The organism is Mycobacterium yunnanensis (assembly GCF_025823185.1).
Lineage (GTDB): Bacteria > Actinomycetota > Actinomycetes > Mycobacteriales > Mycobacteriaceae > Mycobacterium > Mycobacterium yunnanensis.
Map to the genome: position 1 here is coordinate 1 of NZ_JACKVK010000022.1, position 21,378 is coordinate 21,378.

Annotated in this window: 22 protein-coding genes and 1 pseudogene; 14 read left to right on the forward strand and 9 right to left on the reverse strand. The window is 69.3% G+C overall.

From position 1 onward, the window contains the following. The 3 genes and pseudogenes from H7K45_RS29650 to H7K45_RS29660 form a co-directional block, all read left to right on the forward strand. Positions 1-129: pseudogene (locus H7K45_RS29650) on the forward strand (IS481 family transposase); the annotation flags it as partial. A 39-nt stretch (positions 130-168) separates the two neighbouring features. Beyond that, positions 169-318, forward strand: coding sequence for a hypothetical protein (locus tag H7K45_RS29655; RefSeq protein WP_263999775.1), 150 nt, complete (start codon positions 169-171; stop codon positions 316-318). Between the two features lie 9 nt (positions 319-327). Continuing rightward, entirely contained in the window at positions 328-573 is a 246-nt protein-coding gene (locus H7K45_RS29660; protein ID WP_263999776.1) for a hypothetical protein, read from the forward strand. A 5-nt stretch (positions 574-578) separates the two neighbouring features. Here the strand turns inward: H7K45_RS29660 and H7K45_RS29665 are convergent, their stop codons facing one another. After that, entirely contained in the window at positions 579-1,673 is a 1,095-nt protein-coding gene (locus H7K45_RS29665) for a spore photoproduct lyase family protein (protein WP_263999778.1), read from the reverse strand. A 76-nt stretch (positions 1,674-1,749) separates the two neighbouring features. Here H7K45_RS29665 and H7K45_RS29670 point away from each other — a divergent pair, with 76 nt between their 5' ends. Further along, entirely contained in the window at positions 1,750-3,090 is a 1,341-nt protein-coding gene (locus H7K45_RS29670; protein ID WP_263999780.1) for an APC family permease, read from the forward strand. Positions 3,091-3,094: 4 nt separating this feature from the next. On the opposite strand, the gene H7K45_RS29675 is transcribed toward H7K45_RS29670, so the two are convergent. The 3 genes from H7K45_RS29675 to H7K45_RS29685 all read right to left on the reverse strand — a co-directional run bounded on the left by H7K45_RS29675 (position 3,095) and on the right by H7K45_RS29685 (position 5,288). Further along, entirely contained in the window at positions 3,095-3,766 is a 672-nt protein-coding gene (locus H7K45_RS29675; protein ID WP_263999781.1) for an alpha/beta hydrolase family protein, read from the reverse strand. A gap of 18 nt (positions 3,767-3,784) precedes the next feature. Continuing rightward, positions 3,785-4,042 (reverse strand): hypothetical protein, encoded by a 258-nt coding sequence (locus tag H7K45_RS29680; RefSeq protein WP_308206448.1) that lies wholly within the window; start codon positions 4,040-4,042, stop codon positions 3,785-3,787. Positions 4,043-4,133: 91 nt separating this feature from the next. Beyond that, positions 4,134-5,288, reverse strand: coding sequence for an LLM class flavin-dependent oxidoreductase (locus tag H7K45_RS29685; RefSeq protein ID WP_263999782.1), 1,155 nt, complete (start codon positions 5,286-5,288; stop codon positions 4,134-4,136). A 167-nt stretch (positions 5,289-5,455) separates the two neighbouring features. Here H7K45_RS29685 and H7K45_RS29690 point away from each other — a divergent pair, with 167 nt between their 5' ends. Next, on the forward strand, positions 5,456-6,388 hold the full coding sequence (locus H7K45_RS29690) for an extracellular catalytic domain type 1 short-chain-length polyhydroxyalkanoate depolymerase (RefSeq protein ID WP_263999783.1): 933 nt from the start codon (positions 5,456-5,458) through the stop codon (positions 6,386-6,388). A gap of 13 nt (positions 6,389-6,401) precedes the next feature. Here the strand turns inward: H7K45_RS29690 and H7K45_RS29695 are convergent, their stop codons facing one another. Then, the gene (locus H7K45_RS29695; protein ID WP_263999784.1) at positions 6,402-6,917 is read right to left on the reverse strand and encodes a DUF302 domain-containing protein; all 516 of its coding nucleotides are present in this window, start codon (positions 6,915-6,917) and stop codon (positions 6,402-6,404) included. Between the two features lie 73 nt (positions 6,918-6,990). Here H7K45_RS29695 and H7K45_RS29700 point away from each other — a divergent pair, with 73 nt between their 5' ends. From H7K45_RS29700 to H7K45_RS29710, 3 genes are all read left to right on the forward strand, one after another. Next, complete coding sequence (locus H7K45_RS29700; protein WP_263999785.1) at positions 6,991-7,530, forward strand: LOG family protein; 540 nt, start codon at positions 6,991-6,993, stop codon at positions 7,528-7,530. Between the two features lie 25 nt (positions 7,531-7,555). Continuing rightward, entirely contained in the window at positions 7,556-8,428 is an 873-nt protein-coding gene (locus tag H7K45_RS29705) for a LysR family transcriptional regulator (protein ID WP_263999786.1), read from the forward strand. A gap of 102 nt (positions 8,429-8,530) precedes the next feature. Continuing rightward, positions 8,531-9,760 (forward strand): MFS transporter, encoded by a 1,230-nt coding sequence (locus tag H7K45_RS29710; protein WP_263999787.1) that lies wholly within the window; start codon positions 8,531-8,533, stop codon positions 9,758-9,760. Here H7K45_RS29710 and H7K45_RS29715 read toward each other — a convergent pair. Beyond that, the gene (locus tag H7K45_RS29715) at positions 9,757-11,346 is read right to left on the reverse strand and encodes a PTS transporter subunit EIIC (RefSeq protein ID WP_263999788.1); all 1,590 of its coding nucleotides are present in this window, start codon (positions 11,344-11,346) and stop codon (positions 9,757-9,759) included. The two genes, H7K45_RS29710 and H7K45_RS29715, sit on opposite strands and share 4 nt — an antisense overlap. 116 nt (positions 11,347-11,462) lie before the next feature. Between H7K45_RS29715 and H7K45_RS29720 the strand changes: the two genes are divergently transcribed. Genes H7K45_RS29720 through nagA form a run of 3 tightly spaced genes read left to right on the forward strand, consistent with a single transcriptional unit; the run spans position 11,463 to position 13,864 of the window. Beyond that, entirely contained in the window at positions 11,463-11,933 is a 471-nt protein-coding gene (locus H7K45_RS29720) for a PTS sugar transporter subunit IIA (protein ID WP_263999789.1), read from the forward strand. Beyond that, positions 11,933-12,718 (forward strand): glucosamine-6-phosphate deaminase, encoded by a 786-nt coding sequence (nagB, locus tag H7K45_RS29725; protein WP_263999790.1) that lies wholly within the window; start codon positions 11,933-11,935, stop codon positions 12,716-12,718. Before H7K45_RS29720 ends, nagB begins: the two co-directional genes overlap by 1 nt. Next, positions 12,719-13,864 carry an N-acetylglucosamine-6-phosphate deacetylase gene (gene nagA / locus H7K45_RS29730; RefSeq protein WP_263999791.1) on the forward strand — a complete coding sequence of 382 codons (1,146 nt, stop codon included), beginning with the start codon at positions 12,719-12,721 and terminating at the stop codon, positions 13,862-13,864. On the opposite strand, the gene H7K45_RS29735 is transcribed toward nagA, so the two are convergent. Then, the gene (locus H7K45_RS29735; RefSeq protein ID WP_263999792.1) at positions 13,802-15,145 is read right to left on the reverse strand and encodes an MFS transporter; all 1,344 of its coding nucleotides are present in this window, start codon (positions 15,143-15,145) and stop codon (positions 13,802-13,804) included. The genes nagA and H7K45_RS29735 overlap by 63 nt on opposite strands. Positions 15,146-15,277: 132 nt before the next feature. On the opposite strand from H7K45_RS29735, the gene H7K45_RS29740 reads away from it, so the two are divergent. After that, positions 15,278-16,645: an acetamidase/formamidase family protein gene (locus H7K45_RS29740; protein ID WP_263999793.1), complete on the forward strand. Its 1,368-nt coding sequence runs from the start codon at positions 15,278-15,280 to the stop codon at positions 16,643-16,645. A gap of 125 nt (positions 16,646-16,770) precedes the next feature. Then, complete coding sequence (locus tag H7K45_RS29745) at positions 16,771-18,165, forward strand: sensor histidine kinase (RefSeq protein ID WP_263999794.1); 1,395 nt, start codon at positions 16,771-16,773, stop codon at positions 18,163-18,165. Here H7K45_RS29745 and H7K45_RS29750 read toward each other — a convergent pair. Beyond that, positions 18,162-18,836 (reverse strand): TetR/AcrR family transcriptional regulator, encoded by a 675-nt coding sequence (locus H7K45_RS29750; RefSeq protein WP_263999795.1) that lies wholly within the window; start codon positions 18,834-18,836, stop codon positions 18,162-18,164. The genes H7K45_RS29745 and H7K45_RS29750 overlap by 4 nt on opposite strands. A 72-nt stretch (positions 18,837-18,908) precedes the next feature. On the opposite strand from H7K45_RS29750, the gene H7K45_RS29755 reads away from it, so the two are divergent. Continuing rightward, entirely contained in the window at positions 18,909-20,045 is a 1,137-nt protein-coding gene (locus H7K45_RS29755) for an FAD-dependent oxidoreductase (RefSeq protein WP_263999796.1), read from the forward strand. A gap of 9 nt (positions 20,046-20,054) precedes the next feature. Here the strand turns inward: H7K45_RS29755 and H7K45_RS29760 are convergent, their stop codons facing one another. Further along, complete coding sequence (locus H7K45_RS29760) at positions 20,055-21,368, reverse strand: carboxylesterase family protein (RefSeq protein WP_263999797.1); 1,314 nt, start codon at positions 21,366-21,368, stop codon at positions 20,055-20,057. Between the last annotated feature and the right edge of the window lie 10 nt (positions 21,369-21,378).

A 21,378-nucleotide genomic window follows, 5' to 3' on the forward strand; every position in this document is an offset into this window, starting at 1 on the left:
TCCACCGACCAACGCAACACCGCGCTACCGGGCTGGCTGCACTTCTACAATCACCACCGAGCCCACTCCGCCATCGGAGGCCGCCCACCAGTCACCAGACTGACCAACCTCCCTGGACATCACATCTAGGCGCGGTTGAACACCTGCTCGCCTGGGCATCTGCCTTCCATGGCCGATGAACGCGAGCAGACCACCGACGAGCACACCGAGGCGACCGAGCCGCCGCCCGGCCCGGCCGATCACGGTCGCAGCGGTGGCATGGCCACCCGTGAGGTGGCGCCCGACGTGGTCAAGCGATCGGGCGACGCGACGGACTGAGGGGGCGGCATGAACACATCGGCCAACCGAACGGCGGACGAATGGTGCGTCGTCGTGGTTCGGGCGACGTTCGGGGGCGACGAGACCCAGGGAGTGCGGGAGACCGTCGTAGTCCGGGGCTCCGAGGACGAAGCACGTCGCGTCTACGCCGACCAGGTCGCCTCGGCCGCCGACAACGAGTATCGGCAGGTGCGCCTCACCAACGCCGGGTCCGACGTCGAGCTGTGGCCGCCCGCCACCGGCTGGACCTCCTGAGGGCCTCAGGTCCAGTACAGCTGTCGAGCCATCGGCAGGATGTCGGCGAGTGCGGAGTCGAACCACGAACGCAACTCGCCCATGACGTCCTTGGGGTAGACGTACTTCGCGGCGCCGTACTTTCCGAACTTGCGCGTGCGCTGCTCGTCGTCCATCTCCAGTTTGGTACGGGGGTACCACCCCAACAGCACGTCCCTGCTGGTCTCGGTGAAGCGATGCGTGATGCACTCGACCGTGAGGTCGAGGTCGGGCACGCCCGCCACGGCGGCGGCGACGTCGGCGAGCAGTGCGCCATACGCCTCCCGCCACCCGGGTACCGGCATGATGGGGGCGACGGTGAGGCCCACCCGGTACCCATGTCGGGCCAGCTGGCTCAGCGCCGAAAGGCGTTGCGGCAGGCGGGCCGTACCCCCCTCGAAGCGGTTGGCCACCTCGTCGGCGTTGACCGAGATTCGGACGCGGGTGCGACCGGCGTGTGGCAGGTCCAGCAGTGGTGCCACGTCGTCGTACTTGGTGGTGAAGCGCAGCCCCACGGGTCCTGGCCAGTCGTGGGTGCCGACGTGGGCGATCGTCGTCGACAACGACCCCGTGATGTGTTCGAGCGCAAGGGGATCGGTGTAGCACGACGCTTCGAACGTGGTGCCCTCCGACGCCCTCTCGGCCGAGGTGGAGGTGACCGTGCCGCGCCCCACGTGATCGTCCATCCCCGCCAGGATCTCGGGCAGGTTGGCGTACACCCGGGTGATCGGTGGACCCGACAGGGACCCCGCCAGATAGCAGTACTGACAGTGCCCGGGACAGCCCTCCGCAAGGTCGACACGCCAATCGGCGCTCGGCGGGATGGGTTGCAGCCGGCGCTTGCTCGGCGGGGCGACGACGACGGCCATGGTGCGCTTGGCCAGGGCGTAGGTCGCACGCTCGTTCTCGGCGCGCAGGGGCGGAAGTCGGTCGCCGGAGAGCACCCGGACGTCGGCCACTCCGGCCGCTTCGCACCGCGCGATGATGTCCGCGCCGTGTGGCAGTTCGGACGCCGACCGGGTCACCAAGACGCGGGCCGGCGTCCACAGGGTGGGTGCGGCAGTTGCCGTCTCGATCGCCATCTTCTCCACCGTAGCCCGTGAATTTCCGCCCGGCCGAACGTGCTTGCGCCGCACCCGAGTGGGTAAGACGCCGAACATGACCGAGCGCACCACCGAGACCCGCACGGGCGACGAGGACCTCGACGGGCCCCTCAAGCGGGGTATCACCGGCCCACTGTTGTTCTTGTTCATCCTCGGTGACGTGCTCGGGGCGGGCATCTACGCGCTGATGGGCGTGCTGTCCAAGGACGTCGGCGGCGCGCTGTGGGCGCCCCTGCTGGTGGCGTTGCTGCTGGCGCTGCTCACGGCCGGTTCCTACGCCGAGTTGGTCACCAAGTACCCGAAGGCCGGCGGCGCCGCGGTCTTCGCCGAACGTGCCTTTCGAAAGCCGTTGGTGTCGTTCCTCGTCGGCTTCAGCATGCTGGCCGCCGGCGTCACCAGTGCCGCCGGCCTGTCCCTGGCCTTCGCCGGTGACTACCTGCGCACCTTCGTCGACGTGCCCGCGGTGCCCGCGGCCATGGTCTTCCTCGTGTTGGTTGCCGCCCTGAACGCCCGGGGCATCAGCGAGAGCGTCAAGAGCAACGTGGTGATGACGGTCGTCGAATTGTCCGGCTTGCTGATCGTGATCGTCGTCGTGGCGGTCATGGTCTCCGGCGGCCGCGGCGACGTCGGCCGCGTGACGGAATTTCCCACCGGTGCGACACCCGCGCTGGCGGTGCTGAGCGGGGCGATCGTCGCGTACTACTCCTTCGTCGGATTCGAGACCTCGGCCAACGTCATCGAGGAGGTCCGCAACCCGCAAAGGGTCTATCCGACAGCGCTGTTCGGCTCACTGCTCACCGCGGGCGTGGTCTACGTCCTGGTCGGCATCGCCAGCGCGACCGCTCTCTCGCCCGGCGAACTGGCGGAATCGTCGGGCCCGCTGCTGGCCGTCGTCGGCGCGTCGGGCGTCGGCATCCCAGACTGGGTGTTCAGTGCCATCGCCCTCGTCGCCGTCGCCAACGGCGCGCTGCTCACGATGATCATGTCCAGCCGGCTGACCTACGGCATGGCCGAACAGGGGCTGCTGCCCGCGGTCCTGACCAGGGTGCTGCCCAACCGCCGGACGCCATGGGTCGCCATCGTCGCGACCACGGTCGTGGCGATGGCGCTCACCCTCGTCGGGGACCTGTCCACACTTGCCGAGACGGTGGTGCTGCTGTTGTTGTTCGTGTTCATTTCGACCAACGTGGCGGTGCTGGTGTTGCGGCGAGACACCGTCGAGCACGACCACTTTCGGGTGTGGACGCCTGCGCCGGTCCTCGGTGTCGGGTCGTGCATCCTGTTGCTCACCCAGCAGGACGCCAAGGTGTGGTTGTTCGGCGCGATCCTGTTGGCGGTGGGTGCGGTCCTCTACGCGGCGGCCAGGGTGGCGACGAGGTCGTCGCGGCCGGCCTAGTGGGTCAGCGGCCCGCTGCCACGGCAATGCGTTCGGCGACCTCGCGTGCGACGTCGACGGTCCTCGGGTCGTCGGACGGCACGTAGCGGTCGCCCTCGGCGTCGTAGGCCGCACCGGCTATCGAGCCGTGGTCCGCGTCGAGCTCCACCACCTCCGCCGGCCAGCCATGGTCGCCCAGGTGATTGGCGAACGTGGTGGAGACCGTGATGGGGACGACGTCGTCGTGCAGGCCGTGCAGCAGCGTGAACGCACCGGTCGGTGCGACGCTCGGCTGCTCCTCGAGCCGGCCGCCGGAGATCGGGTCGGTGGCGGTGAACGCCCCGGCCAGGCAGATGGTGTGAGCGAAGCGCATGCCCGCGACCTCGGGGTTCATCGTCGCGCCTGCTGCGGCAAGCCCGCCCATCGACCATCCGACCACGACCAGGTTGCCTGCGTTCACGGCGTTGCCGCGCGCGAACGCCGCCGAGGCGAGCAGATCGGCACGTCCGCCGTCGGCGGCGTGGGAATTCCAATTGGGGACGACGACGGCGAGGCGGTGGCCCGCGATCAACGCGGCCAGTGGCGTCAGTGCCCCCTTGGAATCGGTCTGCATGCCGTGCCACAGCAGCACGGCCGGGTCGTCCGGGGAGCCGTACACGTCGGCAGCCCGCCCTGGGGCGTAGTCGATGGTCTCCATCGATGGGGTGTTCCCCGCTCAGCGAGAGCCAAGCAGCGAGAAGAATTGGTGGGACGGGTCGTTCGCGTCCAGCGTGCCGCGCGGCGTACCCCTCGTCAGGGGGTGGTCGAACCGCACCGGTGACGGATCGTCGACGCGCGCCCAGTCGGTCACGATCGAGCGTTCGACGAAACCCCATCCGCCCTCGCGCTTTTGGTACTTGTCCAGGTATCGGCCTCCGACCGTGGGCGTCGACGGCGTCCCGGTGATACAGGCTCCGCACCAGCTCGAGGTCACCCCGGTCCACGGCGCGACAACAGAGGTTGACCAGCGCCTTGAGCTGGTGCTCGTCGAGCATCTCCTGCACGTGGGGATCCATCGCGGCGCGTCAGGCCTGCTTGGCGGATCGTTCGGCCTCGTGGTCGGAGATCGCCTTGCCGATCGCGTGCGCGGCGCGGTCCATGAACTCCGTCCCGCTGGCCAGCACCCAGTCCCGCGAGGCCGCCGGCGCGGCGAGTTGCCCGGTGAAGCGCGGCATCACGTACTGGGCGAAGAGTTCGTAGCTCTTGAGCTTCTCGGCCGGCGGTGCCCAGTCGTGGTCGAAGAGCAGGAACGCCCCAAATCCACCGTCGCTCGCCTCGACGAGCTCGTCGATCTTGGCCACCGCGTCCTCTGGTGTGCCGATCACCGCGAAACCGGACTGCCGGTTGTTGGCCAGGATCTCGGCGACGGTGTCGCCCTGCACCGGTCCGGCGGGCAGCAGGTGCTTGAAGTACTGGGAGAACTCGACGATGCCGTGCTCGACGTCACGCTCGGCCTGCTCGCGGGTCTCGGCCAGATGCATCGGTCCGACCAGACGCCACTTGGACCGGTCGGCGACGTGACCGTGCTCCAACGCGGTGTCCTCCCACGTCTTCCAGTGCTGGGCAAGCAAATCCATGCCTTGGCGGGCGGTCGCGGCGATCGAGAGCATGCCCACGCCGTGCTTGCCTGCCCCACGTGGCCCGGTGGGCGAGAACGACGCGGCGACCGCGATGTCGAAACACGGCTCGGTGTAGGGCCTCAACTGCAGACGCGCGTCCTCACACGTGAAGCCGTCGGTGTGCATGGTGACCGTCTCCCCGCGCAGCAGGCGGGTGATGGCATCGAGGCTCTGCTCCATGCGGGGCCGCTGCGCGTCGGCGGGAATGCCGAGCATGTGGGCGTCGGAGGTGAGTTGTCCCGGCCCGCACCCCAGCATCACCCGGCCGCGGGTGAGGTGGTCGAGCAGCACCATGCGGTCGGCCAGCATCAGCGGATGGTGATAGGGCAGCGAGCTGACGCCGGTGCCGAGCTTGATGTGCTTGGTGCGTTCGGCGGCGACGCCGATGAAGACCTCGGGGGAGGAGATGATCTCGAAGCCGGCGGAATGATGTTCGCCGATCCACGCCTCGGCGAACCCGAGGCGATCCATCGCGACGATCAGCTCGAGGTCCCGTTCGATCGCCAGAGTCGGATTCTGCCCGACCGGATGGAAGGGTGCCATGAAGTTTCCGAAGCGCATCGGCCCATTCTGGCGCGCCGGGGGCCGCCTCACGTGGGCTTTCGAGCGGGTCGGGTGCGCCTAGGCGTTTCGGTCGTCGACGGTCGCGGTACAGGGAGCAGGTGACCACACCCGGCCAAGCTTCCCAAGTTCACCCGCCGTCCAACTTCGCCGTCGACACTGACCGCATGCACGCATCGACTCGGTCGCTCCTCGTCCGCCTGACCGCGCTGGTGACGGTTCTCGGTTGCGCCTTCGTCGGCCTGGCCGTCACCGCGGCGGCGTTTCCTGGTGGGGACGTTCGCGGCGAGCTGTCGTTCGGCGGTCTGCAGCGGACCTACCTCGTGCACGCCCCCGCCGGCGTGGCCCAGCCCGCGGGTCTGGTGATCAACCTCCACGGCGCCGGGATGGACGGAGCGGGACAGGCGGCCAGCACGAACTACGGCGCGGCCGCCGACGCGCTGGGCTTCGTGGTGGCCTACCCCGACGGAATCGACCAGAGCTGGGCCGACGGGCGTGGTGCGTCCACGCCCGACCGCCGGGGCGTCGACGACGTCGGCTTCCTGATCGCCCTGACCGACCGGCTGGTCCGGGACTACGGCATTCCGCCGGGCCGAGTCTTTGCGACCGGGATGTCGGCGGGCGGCTTCATGGCCAATCGGCTGGCATGTGACCGGGCCGACGTGATCGCCGCGGTGGCCCCGGTCTCGGGCACGTTGGGATCCGGTGTGGCGTGCAATCCGTCCCGGCCGGTGTCGGTGCTGGCCTTCCACGGCACCGCGGACCCCGTCGTGCCCTTCAACGGCGGCGGCATGGTGGGTCGCGGCGGGCCCAGCGACATCCTGTCGGCGCCGGCGCTCTCGGCGCGCTGGCGCGGAATCGACCGATGCTCGGCCGACCCGGTCGAAGACCTACTGCCCAATTCGGGTGACGGCACCTCGGTGCGCCGGTTCAGCGCCGTCGGATGCGCCGACGGCACCGACGTCGTGCTCCTGCAGATCGACGGCGGCGGGCACACCTGGCCGACGGGCAACTTCACCCTCCCGGGGGCGGGGCTGACCACGACGGCTACCAACGCGTCGCTGGCGAGCGCGCAGTTCTTCGCCGCCCACGGCCGCTGAGTGCGCGTCGGTCCTAACCGGCGGTGACCGACTCGGCCATGGCGGCCAGTTTTTCGTCGAGGGCGAGGGCGGCCTCCAGCAGCGGCGGGTTGGGTTCGACGACCATGAGCGACGACGGGCGCACGTAGGTCAGGGCGCTGCGGTCGCCGTCCTCCTCGGTCAGCAGCAGTTCCACCGGCGCGAACAGTCCGGCCGTGATGTCGTGGCGCAGCATCGTGATGGCGATCAGCGGGTTGCCCACGATGACGCGCAGTACGCGACGGTCGATGCCGGCCTTTCCGATCCAGGCGCCGTGGTCGAACGTCGCAAACAGCATGAATCCGTGGGGCCCGACGTACTGTTCGACGGCGTGCTCGTAGGACGCCCAGTCGGCGTGCTGGGCGGCGATGTCGTTGATGGGCACGGGGTGGGTGCCGACGTCGGCGAGCAGTGCGTCGTACAACTCCGGCACGGTGCGGTCGCTGTCGAATCGCACCCGTACTCCGTCGAACGTCGTCTCCGTTGCAGCCACGTGGTTCACCTCTTGCATCGTCGGGACCTCATCTAAGTACAGTAGACAATATCCAGCTGTGAGGCAGGTGTGCACCACGCATACTGGGCGCGTGAAGGTCTGCGTCTTTCTCTCCGCCGCCGACCTCGACGAGCGGTACACCACCGCAGCCGAGGAGTTCGCCGCCCTGCTCGGCGCCGGCGGTCACACGCTGGTGTGGGGTGGTTCCGACACCGGACTGATGAAGGTGGTTGCCGACGGCGTCCGGGCCTCGGGTGGGCGGCTGGTCGGAGTCTCGGTCGAATTCCTCCGCGCCAAGGCCAGGGTCGACGCCGACGAGATGGTGTTCGCCGCCGACCTCGCCGAGCGAAAGGCGTTGCTGCTGGCCGGATGTGACGCGATCGTCGTCATGGTCGGCGGACTGGGCACGCTCGACGAAGCCACCGAGATCCTCGAATTGCGCAAGCACGGCTTTCACCAGAAGCCGGTCGTGCTACTCAACACGGCGGGGTTCTACGACGGGCTCGCCCGACAACTCGAGAGGATGGACGCCGACGGATTCCTGCCCATCCCGTCCGCCGAGTTGATCCACGTCGCACCCAATGGGGCGAGCGCGCTTGCCTACCTGGAGCGCTCCGTGGCCGGTCGGTGACGGCCCGACTCGCTATGGTCGGGCGGTGCGCCTCGAGGAGCTGCAGTGGTTCGTCACCCTCGCCGAGACCGAGCACGTGACGGTCGCGGCCGCCGAGCTGAAGGTGAGTCAGCCGACGCTCTCGCGTGCCTTGGCGCGCCTCGAGGAGCAGGCGGGCACCCCGCTCTTCGACCGGGTCAACCGCCGACTCCGGCTCAACGCCTACGGGCACATCATGCTCGAGCACGCACGGCGGAGCATCGCGGAGATGCACTCGGCCGGCGACCGCATCGCCGCCCTGCTCGACCCCGACCGCGGACGCGTGCGGCTGGCCTTCCTGCACTCGCTGGCGAGCTGGTACGTGCCCGAACAACTTCGGCGCTTCCGTGACGCCGTGCCAGGAATCGGCTTCGAACTGTTCCAGGGTCCGGCGCACGAGATCACCCAGCGGGTGCTCACCGGTCAGGCCGATCTGGCGATCACCGCCCCGAGGCCCGACGGCGCGGGCGTCGTGTGGCGAGGGCTCTACGTCGAACGGCTGTGTCTGGCCGTTCCACCGGGACACCGGCTGGCCACCCGAGCCCGCACCCGACTGTCGGCGGCGGCAGGGGAGCCCTTCGTCGCGCTGGCCGAACGGTACGGGCTGCGGCAGGTCACCGACGAGCTGTGCGCCGAGGAGGGCCTCGTGCCGGACATCGTGTTCGAGGCCACCGAGATCCCCACGATGGAGGGCCTGGTCGCCGCTGGTTTCGGCGTCGCCGTGGTGCCCGTCCCGCGTGAGGACGCCGGCCCGACCAGAAGCGTGCACGTCGCACTGACCAACCGAGGTGCCAAGCGAGAGGTGGGCCTGGTGTGGCAGCGGGACCGCCCGTTGGCCCCGCCGGCCCGGCGCTTCGTAGATTTCTTGGCCGGTCCCTGACCGAGACGTCCGGCGCGTGACGACCGATGATACGTCTGGCGTATCGACCCGATCAGGATCATGCATTGGACACATGAGTTGGGGCTTCCTACCGTGGCACGAGTGTCCGTCGAACAGATCCCCACGCCGCAATGGGTGGGCCACAGCCGAGGATCGGCCGAATACGGACGGCTGTTGGCCGCACTGTTTTGCGCCGGCGTGGCGACCTTCGCCCAGCTCTACTCGCCGCAAGCGGTGCTACCGCTCATCGCGAGCGGCCTCCACATCGGCGCCGCCGACGCGGCGCTGACGATCTCGGCGTCGACCGTCGGCCTGGCGCTCGGCGTCATCCCGTGGTCGACGTTGGCCGACCGCATCGGGCGAGTCAAGGCGATGACGATCTCCGTCGGCGTCGCCACCACCATCGGGCTCGTGGTGCCCTTCGCGCCCACCTACGACGTCCTTCTCGCCGGGCGCTTCCTCGAAGGTCTCTTCGTCGGCGGGGTGCCCGCGATCGCCGTGGCGTACCTGACCGAGGAGATCGACCCCGCGCACGCCGCACGGGCCGCTGGCACCTTCGTCGCGGGTACCACCATCGGTGGACTGCTGGGCCGCCTCGTCGCCAGCCCGGTGGCCGAGTTCGTCGGCTGGCGCGGGGGAGTGTTCACCGTCGCGGCACTGTGTGGTTGCGCGGCAATGGGTTTCGTGAAGCTGGCACCCTCGCCGCGCGGCTTCGTTCCCCGGCGGGGAGCCGGGCCGGACGGGACTCTCGCCCATCGGTTGGCGGTCAATCTGCGCACACCGCGGCAGCTCGCGCTGTTCGCGCAGGGCTTCCTGCTGATGGGCGGCTTCGTCGCGCTGTACAACTTCCTGGGCTTCCGGTTGACCGGAGCACCGTTCTTCCTGCCCTCGTTCCTGGTCAGCCTGGTGTTCCTGGCATATCTCGCAGGCACCTGGGCGTCATCGCGCGCGGGTGCGGAGGCCACGCGCTTCGGCCGCAAGCGGGTCCTGATGGTCTCCGTCGCCATCATGGTGGCCGGTGTGGCGATCACGCTGAGCGACAACGTGTTCGTCGTGCTCGCCGGTCTGGTCGTGGCCACCGCCGGATTCTTCGGCGCGCACTCGATCGCCTCCGGGTGGACGGGCCAGTCGGCGCCCGTCGGCAAGGCGCAGGCCTCCTCGCTCTACAACCTCTTCTACTACGGCGGTTCCAGCGTCGTCGGATGGTTCGGCGGCGTGGCCTTCGACCGGTACGGCTGGCCTGCCGTCGCAGGCACCATCCTGGCGCTGGCCGTCGTCGCAGCCGCGATCGCCGCCGTGGTCTTGCCGAAGGACCTGCCGCAGACGGACTAGAGGACGTCCTTGATGTCGTTCTTCAGCGCCTCGGCCTGGGTGCCGAAGACGGCCTGGACGTTGTTGCCGACCTCGATCACCCCGGCGGCGCCGAGGGCCTTCAACCGCGCCTGGTCGACCTTCGACGGGTCGGCGACCTCCATGCGAAGGCGCGTGATGCACGCGTCCACGTTGACCAGGTTGTCCCGACCGCCGAACGCCTCGATGAGTCGCTCGGCCGTACTGTCTGTGGCGACGGGGGCCTGTGTCACGGACGTGGCGGTCACGGTACCCGTTCCGCCCGCCGCGACCGTCGTGGCCGACACCTCTCCCTCACCGAGGTTGGCGCGTTCCTCGGCCTCGAATTCGTTCTCGGGTTCCCGGCCGGGGGTGCGCATGTTCCACTTCACGATCGCAAAGCGGAACAGCAGGTAGTACACGACGAAGAAGGCGACCCCCATCCCGATGAGCAGCGGGATGTTCTTCGCCGCGGGTGCGGTGCCGTAGAGCAACAGGTCGATCAGGCCGGCGGAGAACGAGAAGCCCAGGTGGATGTCGAGCAGGTACGCGATGGCCAGCGACAGGCCCGTCAGGACGGCGTGCACGACGTAGAGCGGGAACGCGACGAACATGAACGCGAACTCCAGCGGTTCGGTCACCCCCGTCAGGAAGGCGGTCAACGCGGCCGCCGACAGGATGCCCACCGCCACCTTGCGCTGCTTCTTGTTCGCGACGTGAATCATCGCCAACGCCGCCGCGGGCAGTCCGAACATGAGGATCGGGTAGAAGCCGGAGGTGAGCAGACCGGCGGAGGGATCGCCCGCCGCGAACCGAGTCAGCTCGCCGGTGACCACCTTGCCGTCGGGGGTCTGGTAGTCGCCGTAGATGAACCACACGAACGAGTTGACGATGTGGTGCAGGCCCAACGGAATCAGCATCCGGTTGGCGAATCCGTAGATGAACGCGCCGATGGCTCCCGACCCGCCGATGAACTTGCCAAGCCCGGTCAGGCCGGCGTCGAAGAGCGGATAGCAATAACTCATCGCGAACGCGAGGAACAGGCACGCCAGGGACACCACGATGGGAACGAAGCGTCGACCGCCGAAGAAGCCGAGATACGAAGGCAATTGAATGGTGTGGTACTTGTCGAACAAGTACGCCGTGAGCAACCCGACCAAGATTCCGGCGAACACGCTGTAGTTGATCTGCGCCTGCTCGCCTGCCTTGTCCACCTCACCGGCCAGCACCACCGGCGACATGGTCTTGAAGACCGCTTGCACCACCAGGTATCCGACGACGGCGGCCAGTGCGGTCGAACCGTCCGCCTTCTTGGCGAAACCGATCGCGACGCCGACGGCGAAGAGCAGCGGAAGGTTGCTGAAGATCGCGTCACCCGCCGCGGTCATCGCCTGGAAGAACGGCCCGATGACCGGTGCCTTGATGCTGCCCAGCAGGTCATCCTGCCCCAGCCGCAGCAGGATTCCCGCTGCGGGCAGGACCGCGATCGGAAGCATCAAGCTCTTGCCGAGTCGCTGTAGTTGCGCGAAGCCAGGGATTCGCACACCCGACTTATGCTGTGTTCCTGCAGGTTTCGTGGTGTCAGTCATGTTACGTCGCCCTCCTCTGCGGCACGCGTTGGCCGCCGCCCCGGCTGCGGGAGAAGCCTAGACGAGAACCCGGGATCACGAGACCCGGTTGCAGCGGTACTCGTATTGTTGAGCAGATGAGCACCACACACGTCCTCGCGCCGGTCGCGGGGCGCGCCGTCCCACTGCAGGACGTTCCGGATCCGGTCTTCTCCCAGGGCATGGTCGGGTACGGCGCCGCCGTCGAACCGCCGCACCAGGTCACCGAGGCCGTCGCCCCCGTCGGCGGCAAGCTCCTCAAACTCATGCCGCACGCCTACGTGGTGATGACTCCCGACAACGTCGGGGTCTTGGTCCACCTCGGTCTGGACACCGTCGCGCTCGGCGGTGAGGGCTTCACCGCGCATGCCACCGAGGGCGACGTCGTCACCGCCGGTCAACTCGTCATCTCCTATGACGTCCCCGCGATCGTCGCCAAGGGTCTGAACCCCATCGTGCCCGTCGTGGTCATGGACGAGCGCGAGGCCGACAACGTCATCGCCGGCGAATCGGTCCTCGAGGGCGCGGACATCGCCACCGGCGCACACCTTTTCACCGCGAACAAGTAATGGAAGTCGTCATCTGCCGCGACGCCGCCGACATCGGCGCCGTCGCCGCCGACGCGATCGGCGCCCTGCTGAGCAGGAAACCCGACGCCGTCCTGGGGTTGGCCACCGGGTCGTCACCACTGGCGATCTACGACGAACTGGCGGCGCGCTGCGACGCGGGGCTGGTGTCCTTCGCGCAGGCCCGCGGATTCACCCTCGACGAGTACGTCGGCCTGCCCGCCGACCACCCCGAGCGGTACCGCAACGTCATCGACCAGGTGTTCACCTCGCGGGTCGACTTCGCACCCGGCGCAGTGTCCAGCCCCGACGGCGCAGCCGACGACATTCCGTCCGCCTGCGCGGCATACGAAGCCGCCATTCACGACGCCGGTGGAGTGGACCTGCAGATCCTCGGGATCGGGACCGACGGGCACGTCGCGTTCAACGAGCCGGGCTCCTCGCTGGCGTCGCGCACGCGCATCAAGACCCTCACACGACAGACACGCGTCGACAACGCCCGGTTCTTCGGTGGTGACGTGGATGCGGTGCCGACGCACTGCCTGACGCAGGGCCTCGGAACCATCATGGAGGCCAGGCATCTGATCCTGGTGGCCACCGGCCGCAGCAAGGCCGAGGCGGTCCACCACCTCGTCGAAGGCGCCGTCAGTGCGATGTGGCCCGCCACGATCCTGCAGCACCACCCGCACGCCACGGTGCTGCTCGACGACGCGGCCGCCCGCCGGCTGCAGCTCGTCGACTACTACCGCGAGACCTACCGCTCGAAGCCGGCCTGGCAGGGAATCTGAGTGCTCGTCACCGCCGACACCCTGCTCACCGGCCGAGAAACGTTGCGGCCCGGATGGATCGACGTCGACGGGGGCGCGGTGGCGGCCGTCGGCAGTGGGGCGCCACCACGCCCCGCGGACCGAGAACTGGGTGCGGTGACAGTGGTCCCGGGGTTCGTCGACGCGCACGTGCACGGCGGTGGCGGAGCCAACTTCACCTCCGCGACCCACTCCGAGACGGCCACCGCGACGGATCTGCATCGGCGCCACGGCACCACGGCGCTGATCGCCTCCCTCGTCACCGCGGGTCCGGACGAATTGCTGAGGCAAGTAACGGGTTTGGCCGCCGACGTCGACAGCGGCCTGATTGACGGCATCCATCTGGAGGGCCCGTGGCTGTCCACCAAGAGGTGCGGCGCCCACCAACCCGGACTGATGCGTGACCCCGAACCCGACGAGATCGACCGCGTGTTCGCCGCGGGTGGCGGTGCGGTTCGCATGGTCACCATCGCTCCCGAGCGCGACGGCGCGCTGGCGGCGATCCGTCGACTGGTGGCAGCCGGCGTGGTGGCCGCGGTCGGGCACACCGAGGCGACCTATGAGCAGACACTCGCCGCGGTCGACGCGGGCGCGACGGTCGGCACCCATCTCTTCAACGCGATGCGGCCCGTCGACCGGCGTGAGCCAGGGCCCGTCGTCGCACTGATGGAGGACCCGCGGGTGACCGTCGAGCTGATCGCCGACGGCGTGCACCTCGCCCCGGCGATCTACCGCCACGTGACGCGCAGCGTCGGACCCGACCGAGTGTCGCTGGTGACCGACGCCATGGCGGCGACCGGCATGGCCGACGGTCGCTACCACCTGGGGCCGCTGGCCGTGGACGTCGTGGCCGGGGTCGCCTCGGTGGCCGGCACCGACACCATCGCAGGCAGCACGGCGACGATGGACGTGGTGTTCCGGTTCGCCGTCCACCACAGCGGACTGCCAAGGGACGAGGCACTGGAATTGGCGGTGCGGCAGGCGTCGCTCAACCCTGCCCGAGCGCTCGGACTGCCGGCCGACGGTCTGGGTCCCGGCGCGAAAGCCGATGCAGTGGTGCTCGATTCAGAGTTGCGGGTGGTCGGGGTGCTTCGCCACGGGCGATGGGTCGTCGAACCCGCGCGCTAGCGGACGGTTGGCCGTCTCCCGCATCGTCAGCACCGTCGCGAGGGTCACCACCGCCGCCACGATGACGTAGTAGGCGGGCGCCACGGGATTGCCGGTGCGGTCGGTCAGCCAGGTCGCGACGTAGGGGGCGGTGCCCCCGAACACCGCCACCGACACGTTGTAGCCGATCGAATACCCCGTCGACCGCACCCGCGTCGGGAACAATTCGGCACCCGCGGCCAGTGACGCCGAGACGAATACCGCCTCCAGGGCTGCCAATCCGGCGTGCGCGGCGACGGCGGCGCCGAGTGAACCGGCGTTGAGCAGACTGAACAAGGGGTAGGCGAAGACCGCGAAGCCGACGGCACCGGCGATCAACACCGGTTTGCGTCCGACACGATCCGACAATGTGGCCAGCGGCAGGATCAGCACCAAAGCCACGACGCTGGCCACGGTGATCGAGACGAAGGCGTCGATCTTGGTGAAGCCCAAGGTCTTGGTGAAGTAGGTGGGTAGGTAGGTGAACACGACGTAGAAGCCGACGTTGTGGACCACGACCAGGCCGATGATCTGCAGGATCGGCCGCCACGCCGTGCGCACCGCCTCCCGAAGCGGGGATTCGGCGACCTCGCCGGAGTCCTGGAGGCTCTCGAACTCGGGGGTGTCGCGCAGCCGCAGCCGAATGTAGAGACCCACCACGCCGAGAACACCTGCGGCGAGGAAGGGGATGCGCCAGCCGTAGGCATTCATCGCGTCCTCGGAGAGGACCGCCTCCAGCGCGGTGACGGTCACCGAGCCCAGCAAAAAGCCCACCACCACCGACCACACCAGGAACGCGACCACCAGCCCGCGGTGCCGCGTCGGGGCGAATTCGGCCAGAAAGCATGCGCCGCTGCCGTATTCACCGCCTGCGGAGAATCCCTGTACGCACCTCAGGGCCACCAGCAACAGCGGCGCCGCCACACCGATCGCGTCGTAGCTCGGCACCAGGCCGATGCCCAACGTGGACAGCGACATCAGCACCACCACGATCGCCAGGACTCGCTTGCGCCCGATTCGGTCCCCGAGCGGACCGAAGAAGAAGCCGCCGAGCGGACGCATGAAGAACGCCACCGCGAAGACCGCGAACGTGCTGAGCAGTGCAGTGGTCTCGTCGACCGACGGGAAGAACTTCTGGGCGATGTAGGTGGCCAGGAAGCCGTAGATGGCGAAGTCGTACCACTCCACGGTGTTGCCGATGCCCGCGCCGACGACGGCTTGTCGGAGCGGGCCCGGTGTGGCCGTGATCGGCGCTGCGCTCATGACACGGGACTTCCCGTTACCGCGTCGGCTAACCCGCCGTCGCGAAGCGTTACGTGCCAGCAACTTCACAGAAACAGGGGGTGGGAAACCCTGCACGGACCGCTTCGCCCCTCGACGAGCTGGGAGCTCTCCATGACCGATTCACTGGCCGAACACGCTGTCGAGACCATCGCCCGCGGTATCGGCCGCCGGGGATTCGCGCAGGCGGTGGCCGGAATCGTCGCCGGCGTCGGCGTCGTCGGCACCGCGGCAGCGTGCTCGTCGGCCGCCGGCGGCGGCAGCGGTGCCACCCCGTCGGACCCGTCGGCATCGCGCAGCGGCCCGGTCCTTCAGCCGGGCAGCGGCGACAGACCTGGGGACCACTACTTGAGTTCGGAGGTCGACCAGGTGCTGTGGGGCTACGTCCCGACGGTGGAGTCGACGTCGGTGCTTCGGATGAAGTCGGGCCAGACGGTCACCGTCGACACGGTGTCGCACGAAGGGATCCTGGAAGATCAGGGTCGAAATCCCGTGGAGTACTTCGGGTCTCATGGCGTCAAGGAGTCCGACGTCCTCCGCGACGCAGTGGACGTCGCGGCGGGATACGACCGGACGCCGCGCAATTTCGACGTCGACGGCCCGCACGTCGTCACCGGCCCCATCTGCGTCGAGGGCGCCCAACCGGGCGACGTGCTGAAGATCGAAACGCTCGAGGCCATCCCGAGGGTCCCATACGGCGTGGTGTCGAGCCGCCACGGCAAGGGCGCGCTCGGCCTGACTTCCGACGGATCGCCACCGGCGGGCATCACACTCGCGGAAGTGATGCCACCCCCGGCCGCCGACGGCAGGAAGACCAAGAAACCGGCTCAGTACGGCAACGTCTCCACCTTCACCGCCGTCGAGGACGGCCACGGTGTCATGCCGTTCGGCACTGCGGCCGTGCGCTTTCCGCTGCGGCCCTTCATGGGGATGATGGGCGTCGCCTACGCGAGCGCACCCGGCCTGACGTCGCCGAACGCCAACTCGATTCCACCCACCCTCGGCGGCGGAAACATCGACATCGGCCTGCTCGGCCCCGGTTCGACGTTCTATCTGCCGGTGTTCGCAGACGGCGCGCTGTTCTACGTCGGCGATCCCCACATGGCGATGGGCGACGGCGAGGTCGCACTGACGGCAATGGAGGGAGCCCTGCGCGGCACCTTCCGGTTGACGGTCTGCAAGAAGGGCAGCGGGGACGCGCCGTCGGTCGCCCATGCGTACCCCTTCGCCGAGAACGCGGACGTCTGGATTCCGATCGGGCTGTCCGACCCCGACGGCGGGGCCAACGGTCAAGGCAGCGACCTGAACGTCACCATGCGGCGCGCTGTCGTCAACGCGTTGAACTTCCTCCAAGACGACCGTGGCATGGATCGTCCGACCGCATACGCCTACCTGTCGGCCGCGGCGAACTTCTCGATCAGCCAGGTCGTCGACAAGACCGTCGGCGTGCACGCGCAAATCCCCAAGGCCCACTTCGGGTAGGCCCCCGGACGACCTTCACGATCATCACGAAGCCGGGTCAGTAATCTGGTGCACGTGTCGATCGAGGATCTGCCGGCCCGACGGACCCCGCGGGCCGCCGCCGGGTTGGGCGCGCGGCTTCGATAGTGGAACTCAACGACCGCGTCTACCGGCTGTTGCGGCCGCTCACCAGGGTGCTGTCCCTGCGGGCGATCGTCGTGGTCGCCGCGCTGTCGGTGATCGTCCTGGTGATCGTGCTCGGCACCTGGGTGTGGGTGGGCGTCACCGACGACCAGTACAGCCAGCTCGACCGCCGACTCGACTCGGTGAGCAGCCTCGGCGACGTCAGCAACCTGTTGAGCGCCACGCCCAACACCGACGCCCGCCAGCCCAAGCCCGACGGCAACGTCGTCCGCACCGCGCGCATCGGTGGACTCACCGTGTCGGTGCCGCCCGACGTCGTGCTGCCCGAATTACCCGACGGATACGCCACCACCGAGATCGGCGGGGTGCCCTACCGGGTGCGGACCTTCTCCGCGGGCCCCGGCACGATCGCCCTTGGTGCGCCGTTGGCCGAGACCCAGCACCGCATCGACCAGCTGCACCTGCGCGTCCTGCTCATCTGCAGCGGCGTGATCGTGGGCACCGTGCTGGTGGGCTGGGTGATCTCGCTGCTCATGATCGTGCCGTTCCGGCTGCTGGCGCAGCAGGCCCGGGCGATCAACGCCCAGTCGATGCCCGACGGGGTGCAGGTGCGTGGCGTGCGGGAAGCCGTCGAGATCGCCGAGGCGGTCGAGGGCATGCTCGCCCGCATCGGCACCGAGCAGCAGCGCACGAAGGCGGCATTGGAGTCCGCGCGCGACTTCGCCGCCGTCGCGTCCCACGAGTTGCGCACCCCGCTGACGGCGATGCGCACCAACCTCGAGGTGCTCTCCACGCTGGACCTGGCCCAGGAGCAGCGCGACGAGGTCGTCAACGACGTGGTGCGCACCCAGGGCAGGATCGAGGCGACGCTGACGGCCCTGGAGCGGCTCGCCCAGGGCGAGCTGACCACCGCCGACGACTTCGTGTCCTTCGACGTCACCGAGATGCTCGACCGCGCCGCACACGACGCCCAACGGGTGTACCCCCGGCTTCGGGTCACGCTGGTGCCGTCGCCGTCGAAGATGATCGTCGGGTTGCCCGCCGGTCTGCGGCTGGTGATCGACAACGCGATCGCCAACGCCGTCAAACACGGTGGGGCCACTGAGATTCGGCTCAGCGTGGTGAGCTCGGTCGCCGGTGTCGAGATCGCCGTCGACGACAACGGGGCCGGCGTGCCGGAGGAGGAGCGGGCCGCGGTCTTCGAACGTTTCGCCCGCGGTACCACCGCGTCGCGGTCGGGCTCCGGGCTCGGACTGGCGCTGGTGGCCCAGCAGGCCGAATTGCACGGTGGCTCGGCACGACTGGACGTCAGCCCCCTCGGCGGGGCGCGGCTGCTGCTGCGACTGCCGAGCCACGAGCCGAAGTGGGACGGGGCCATGGCCCCCTCGCTGACCTAGCCGTCGGTTCCGGCGACGGCCGCCATTCCGGCGAGGATGAGGTCGACGCCCGCCAGGAACTGCTCGCGGTCGTCGTGGTCGCGCAAGTGGTCGGCGATGCGATGGACGAACGGATACTGCGCGGGGTCTCGACTGGTCCAGTGCGCGGCGACCACGTGTAGGAAGGCCGACCGATCGGTGTCGGGTGGGGCCAGGCGGGCGTTGGCGGCATTTTGTCCGGCGGCACCGAGGATGTAGTTCAGAAGCGCTGTCGCCGAATCGAACTGCGCCGCTTCGGGAACTCCCATCGCGTCGACGTGGCCGCCGAGGCTCTCCAGGAGGCGCAGGGTCGCCGACCACGGTTCGCGGGCCAGTTGCGTTCCGACCCACGGGTGGGCGTCGACGGCGTCGAACGTCCTGAGCGCGACCGCGCGGATGGCCTGTCGCGGGTCCTGGTCGGCGTGCGGCGTGCCCACGACGTCGGCGATCACGTTCTCGGTCGCGGCGGCGAGGAGTTCGTCGCGGTTGGCGACGTGCCAGTAGATCGCGCCGGCACCGGTCTGAAGGCGAGCGGCCAGTGCGCGGAACGTCAGGGCGCCTTCGCCGGCCTCGTCGAGCATCTCGGTGGCGGTGGTCACGATGCGCTGCTTGGACAAGGCGTCGGAACGTCGCCCGCCCCGCGGGGTCGTCATCGGCTCATCTTGACACGTTTGGAACGACGTTCCAAGATGATTGGAACGTCGTTCCAACCGAAGGGCACTGCCATGACTCCTCCCGTCGTGTCGATCGTCGGCGCCGGCATCGGCGGCCTCGTCCTCGCGCGGGTGCTCCACGTCCACGGTGTCGAGGCCGTGGTCTACGAGGCCGAACCCGCGCCGGGCAGCCGCCGACAAGGTGGCCAACTCGACATCCACGCCGAGAACGGTCAGGTCGCGCTGCACGCCGCGGAGCTCACCGAGGAGTTCCACGCCGTCATCCACCGCGGCGCAGAGGCGACCCGCGTGCTCGACCGTGACGGCACCGTCCTGCTCGACCAGCCCGACGACGGGACTCTCGGACGCCCGGAGGTGTTGCGGGGCGATCTGCGTCGCATCCTGCTCGACTCGCTGCCCGAGGGCACCGTTCGATGGGGCTGCAAGGTCGCCGCCGTCACCCCGCTGAGCGACGGCAGGCACCACGTCACCTTCGCCGACGGCACCAGCACCGCGACCCAGCTGCTGGTGGGCGCCGACGGCGCCTGGTCCCGGGTGCGTCCGCTGGTGTCGACGGCCACCCCGCAATACGTCGGCACGACGTTCGTGGAGACGTACCTGTACGACGCCGACGAACGCCATCGGGCCGCCGCGGCGGCAGTCGGTGCGGGATCGTTCTTCTCGATGGCCCCGGGGCAGGGGATCTTCGCCCATCGCGAGGCCGGCGCCGTCCTGCACGCCTACATCGCCCTCAACCGGCCGGCCGACTGGGCCGACGACGTCGACTTCGCCGACGGCGCGGGTGCGCTCGCCCGCGTTGCCGCCGAATTCGACGGCTGGGCAACGCCTTTGACCAACCTGATCACCGAATCCGACACGCCGCCGGTGCCGCGCGCGCTGCATGCCCTTCCCGACGACCACCGGTGGGCCCACCAGCCCGGCGTGACGCTGCTCGGCGACGCCGCCCACCTGACCGCGCCAGGAGGTGAGGGCGCGAATCTGGCCATGCTCGACGGCGCCGAGCTGGCGCTGGCCATCGCCGCACGCCCCGACGACGTCGACGCCGCCGTGAAGGCCTACGAGCTTGCGACGTTCGCCCGCAGCGCCGACTCGGCGAGCGAAGCCCGCACCACCCTTGAACTGTGCCTTGGCCAGGGCGCGCCGCACGCCCTCCTCGACTTCTTCGGCGCGACGAGTCAGGTGCGCTGACGGCCGTCTTCAGCGCACGGGCAGCCGGAGATGGCCGTCGACGTCGTCGCGCCTGCCCCGGGCGAACTCCCACCACAGTCGACGCATGGGCGGTCCCCACTGCGCGAGCGCACGCTGTGGGTCGGCCCCGAGCATGGGCGGCGTGCCCCACCCGTCGAGACTGCCCATCAAGAACGGGAGTTCGAGGCAGTGGCACGCACCGAGCGCACTGCCGGCCGGCCGCCAGTCGAAGACGTAGGTGGTGGCGTGGCCTCCGGCATCGCGATGCCGAGCGGCCAGCGCCTCCGACGGTTCGGCGAACAATCGCTTGCTGGCGATCGTGCCCAGCATCCGTCGCGCCGTCGCCCCCACCACGGGCGCGCCGAACATCGGTGCCAAGCGGGGGTTGAGCATCACGAACGGCCGGGCGTCGTCGACCGTCGTGCCGATCATCATCGGCAATCGAGCGGCCACCTCGCGGCGACGCTCGTCCACCGCGTCCTCGGGCGGCAGCGGGTAGTGCCCGGTTTGCGGGCCGAATGGCATCTGTGCCTGCGTGCCGAATGCGGCTGCCGCCGCGGCGATCCTGCCCTGGGCGACCAGCAGGTCGCGCGTGTCGGCGGTGTGCGGATCCGGTCCCAACGCGGTGCGGGCGGCCGTGCCCATCGCGGCGCTCATCGCCGCTCGGCCACGCTGGATGCCCAGCGGCGCACTCTGCAGGACGACGCGCCGGAACAGGCCCTCGGTGCCGTCGGCGATCATCAGGTAGGACACCGAGTCGGCGCCCGCGGACTGACCGAAGATGGTCACGTCTTCCGGGTCGCCGCCGAAGCCGCCGACGTTGTCCCTCACCCAGCGCAGCGCGGCGATCTGGTCGAGCAGGCCGAGGTTCGCCGGGGCCACGTCGTCCACGGCGAGGTATCCGAAGACGCCGAGGCGGTAGTTCACGGTGACCGTGACGACGTCGCCCTCCTCGGCCATGGCGGTCAAGTCGTGGATGGGCGACTGGCCGCTGCCGGTCACGTAGGCCCCGCCGTGGAAGAACACCATCACCGGCTTGGGGACGCCTCCGAGCGGGGGAGCGACGACGTCGAGCACCAGACAGTCCTCGTCTTGGGTGAGGACGGTTGGCGACGTGCCGACGACGAACGCCAGGCGCGACGGCAGCTGCGGGCATGCCGGACCGCGCGTGGTGGCGTCGACCACCTCGTCGGAGGGGGGCACGGGCTCGCACGGCGTGAACCGGCGCGCCACGGCGTACCGCAACCCGGTCGCCCGAATCATGCTGCCCTCGCGGCACACCCGGATCCGCCCAGCGGGAAGCACCAACACGTCGTCGTCCATAGCCGGAGAG

What these genes read in the sequence shown, in the direction of transcription:
- H7K45_RS29755 (WP_263999796.1), top strand. Translation starts at nt 18,909, where the DNA reads ATGACTCCTCCCGTCGTGTCGATCGTCGGCGCCGGCATCGGCGGCCTC.
- H7K45_RS29665 (WP_263999778.1), bottom strand. Translation starts at nt 1,673, where the DNA reads ATGGCGATCGAGACGGCAACTGCCGCACCCACCCTGTGGACGCCGGCC.
- H7K45_RS29750 (WP_263999795.1), bottom strand. Translation starts at nt 18,836, where the DNA reads ATGACGACCCCGCGGGGCGGGCGACGTTCCGACGCCTTGTCCAAGCAG.
- H7K45_RS29660 (WP_263999776.1), top strand. Translation starts at nt 328, where the DNA reads ATGAACACATCGGCCAACCGAACGGCGGACGAATGGTGCGTCGTCGTG.
- H7K45_RS29695 (WP_263999784.1), bottom strand. Translation starts at nt 6,917, where the DNA reads ATGCAAGAGGTGAACCACGTGGCTGCAACGGAGACGACGTTCGACGGA.
- H7K45_RS29675 (WP_263999781.1), bottom strand. Translation starts at nt 3,766, where the DNA reads ATGGAGACCATCGACTACGCCCCAGGGCGGGCTGCCGACGTGTACGGC.
- H7K45_RS29760 (WP_263999797.1), bottom strand. Translation starts at nt 21,368, where the DNA reads ATGGACGACGACGTGTTGGTGCTTCCCGCTGGGCGGATCCGGGTGTGC.
- H7K45_RS29715 (WP_263999788.1), bottom strand. Translation starts at nt 11,346, where the DNA reads ATGACTGACACCACGAAACCTGCAGGAACACAGCATAAGTCGGGTGTG.
- H7K45_RS29655 (WP_263999775.1), top strand. Translation starts at nt 169, where the DNA reads ATGGCCGATGAACGCGAGCAGACCACCGACGAGCACACCGAGGCGACC.
- H7K45_RS29735 (WP_263999792.1), bottom strand. Translation starts at nt 15,145, where the DNA reads ATGAGCGCAGCGCCGATCACGGCCACACCGGGCCCGCTCCGACAAGCC.
- H7K45_RS29690 (WP_263999783.1), top strand. Translation starts at nt 5,456, where the DNA reads ATGCACGCATCGACTCGGTCGCTCCTCGTCCGCCTGACCGCGCTGGTG.
- nagB (WP_263999790.1), top strand. Translation starts at nt 11,933, where the DNA reads ATGGAAGTCGTCATCTGCCGCGACGCCGCCGACATCGGCGCCGTCGCC.
- H7K45_RS29720 (WP_263999789.1), top strand. Translation starts at nt 11,463, where the DNA reads ATGAGCACCACACACGTCCTCGCGCCGGTCGCGGGGCGCGCCGTCCCA.
- H7K45_RS29670 (WP_263999780.1), top strand. Translation starts at nt 1,750, where the DNA reads ATGACCGAGCGCACCACCGAGACCCGCACGGGCGACGAGGACCTCGAC.
- H7K45_RS29740 (WP_263999793.1), top strand. Translation starts at nt 15,278, where the DNA reads ATGACCGATTCACTGGCCGAACACGCTGTCGAGACCATCGCCCGCGGT.
- H7K45_RS29685 (WP_263999782.1), bottom strand. Translation starts at nt 5,288, where the DNA reads ATGCGCTTCGGAAACTTCATGGCACCCTTCCATCCGGTCGGGCAGAAT.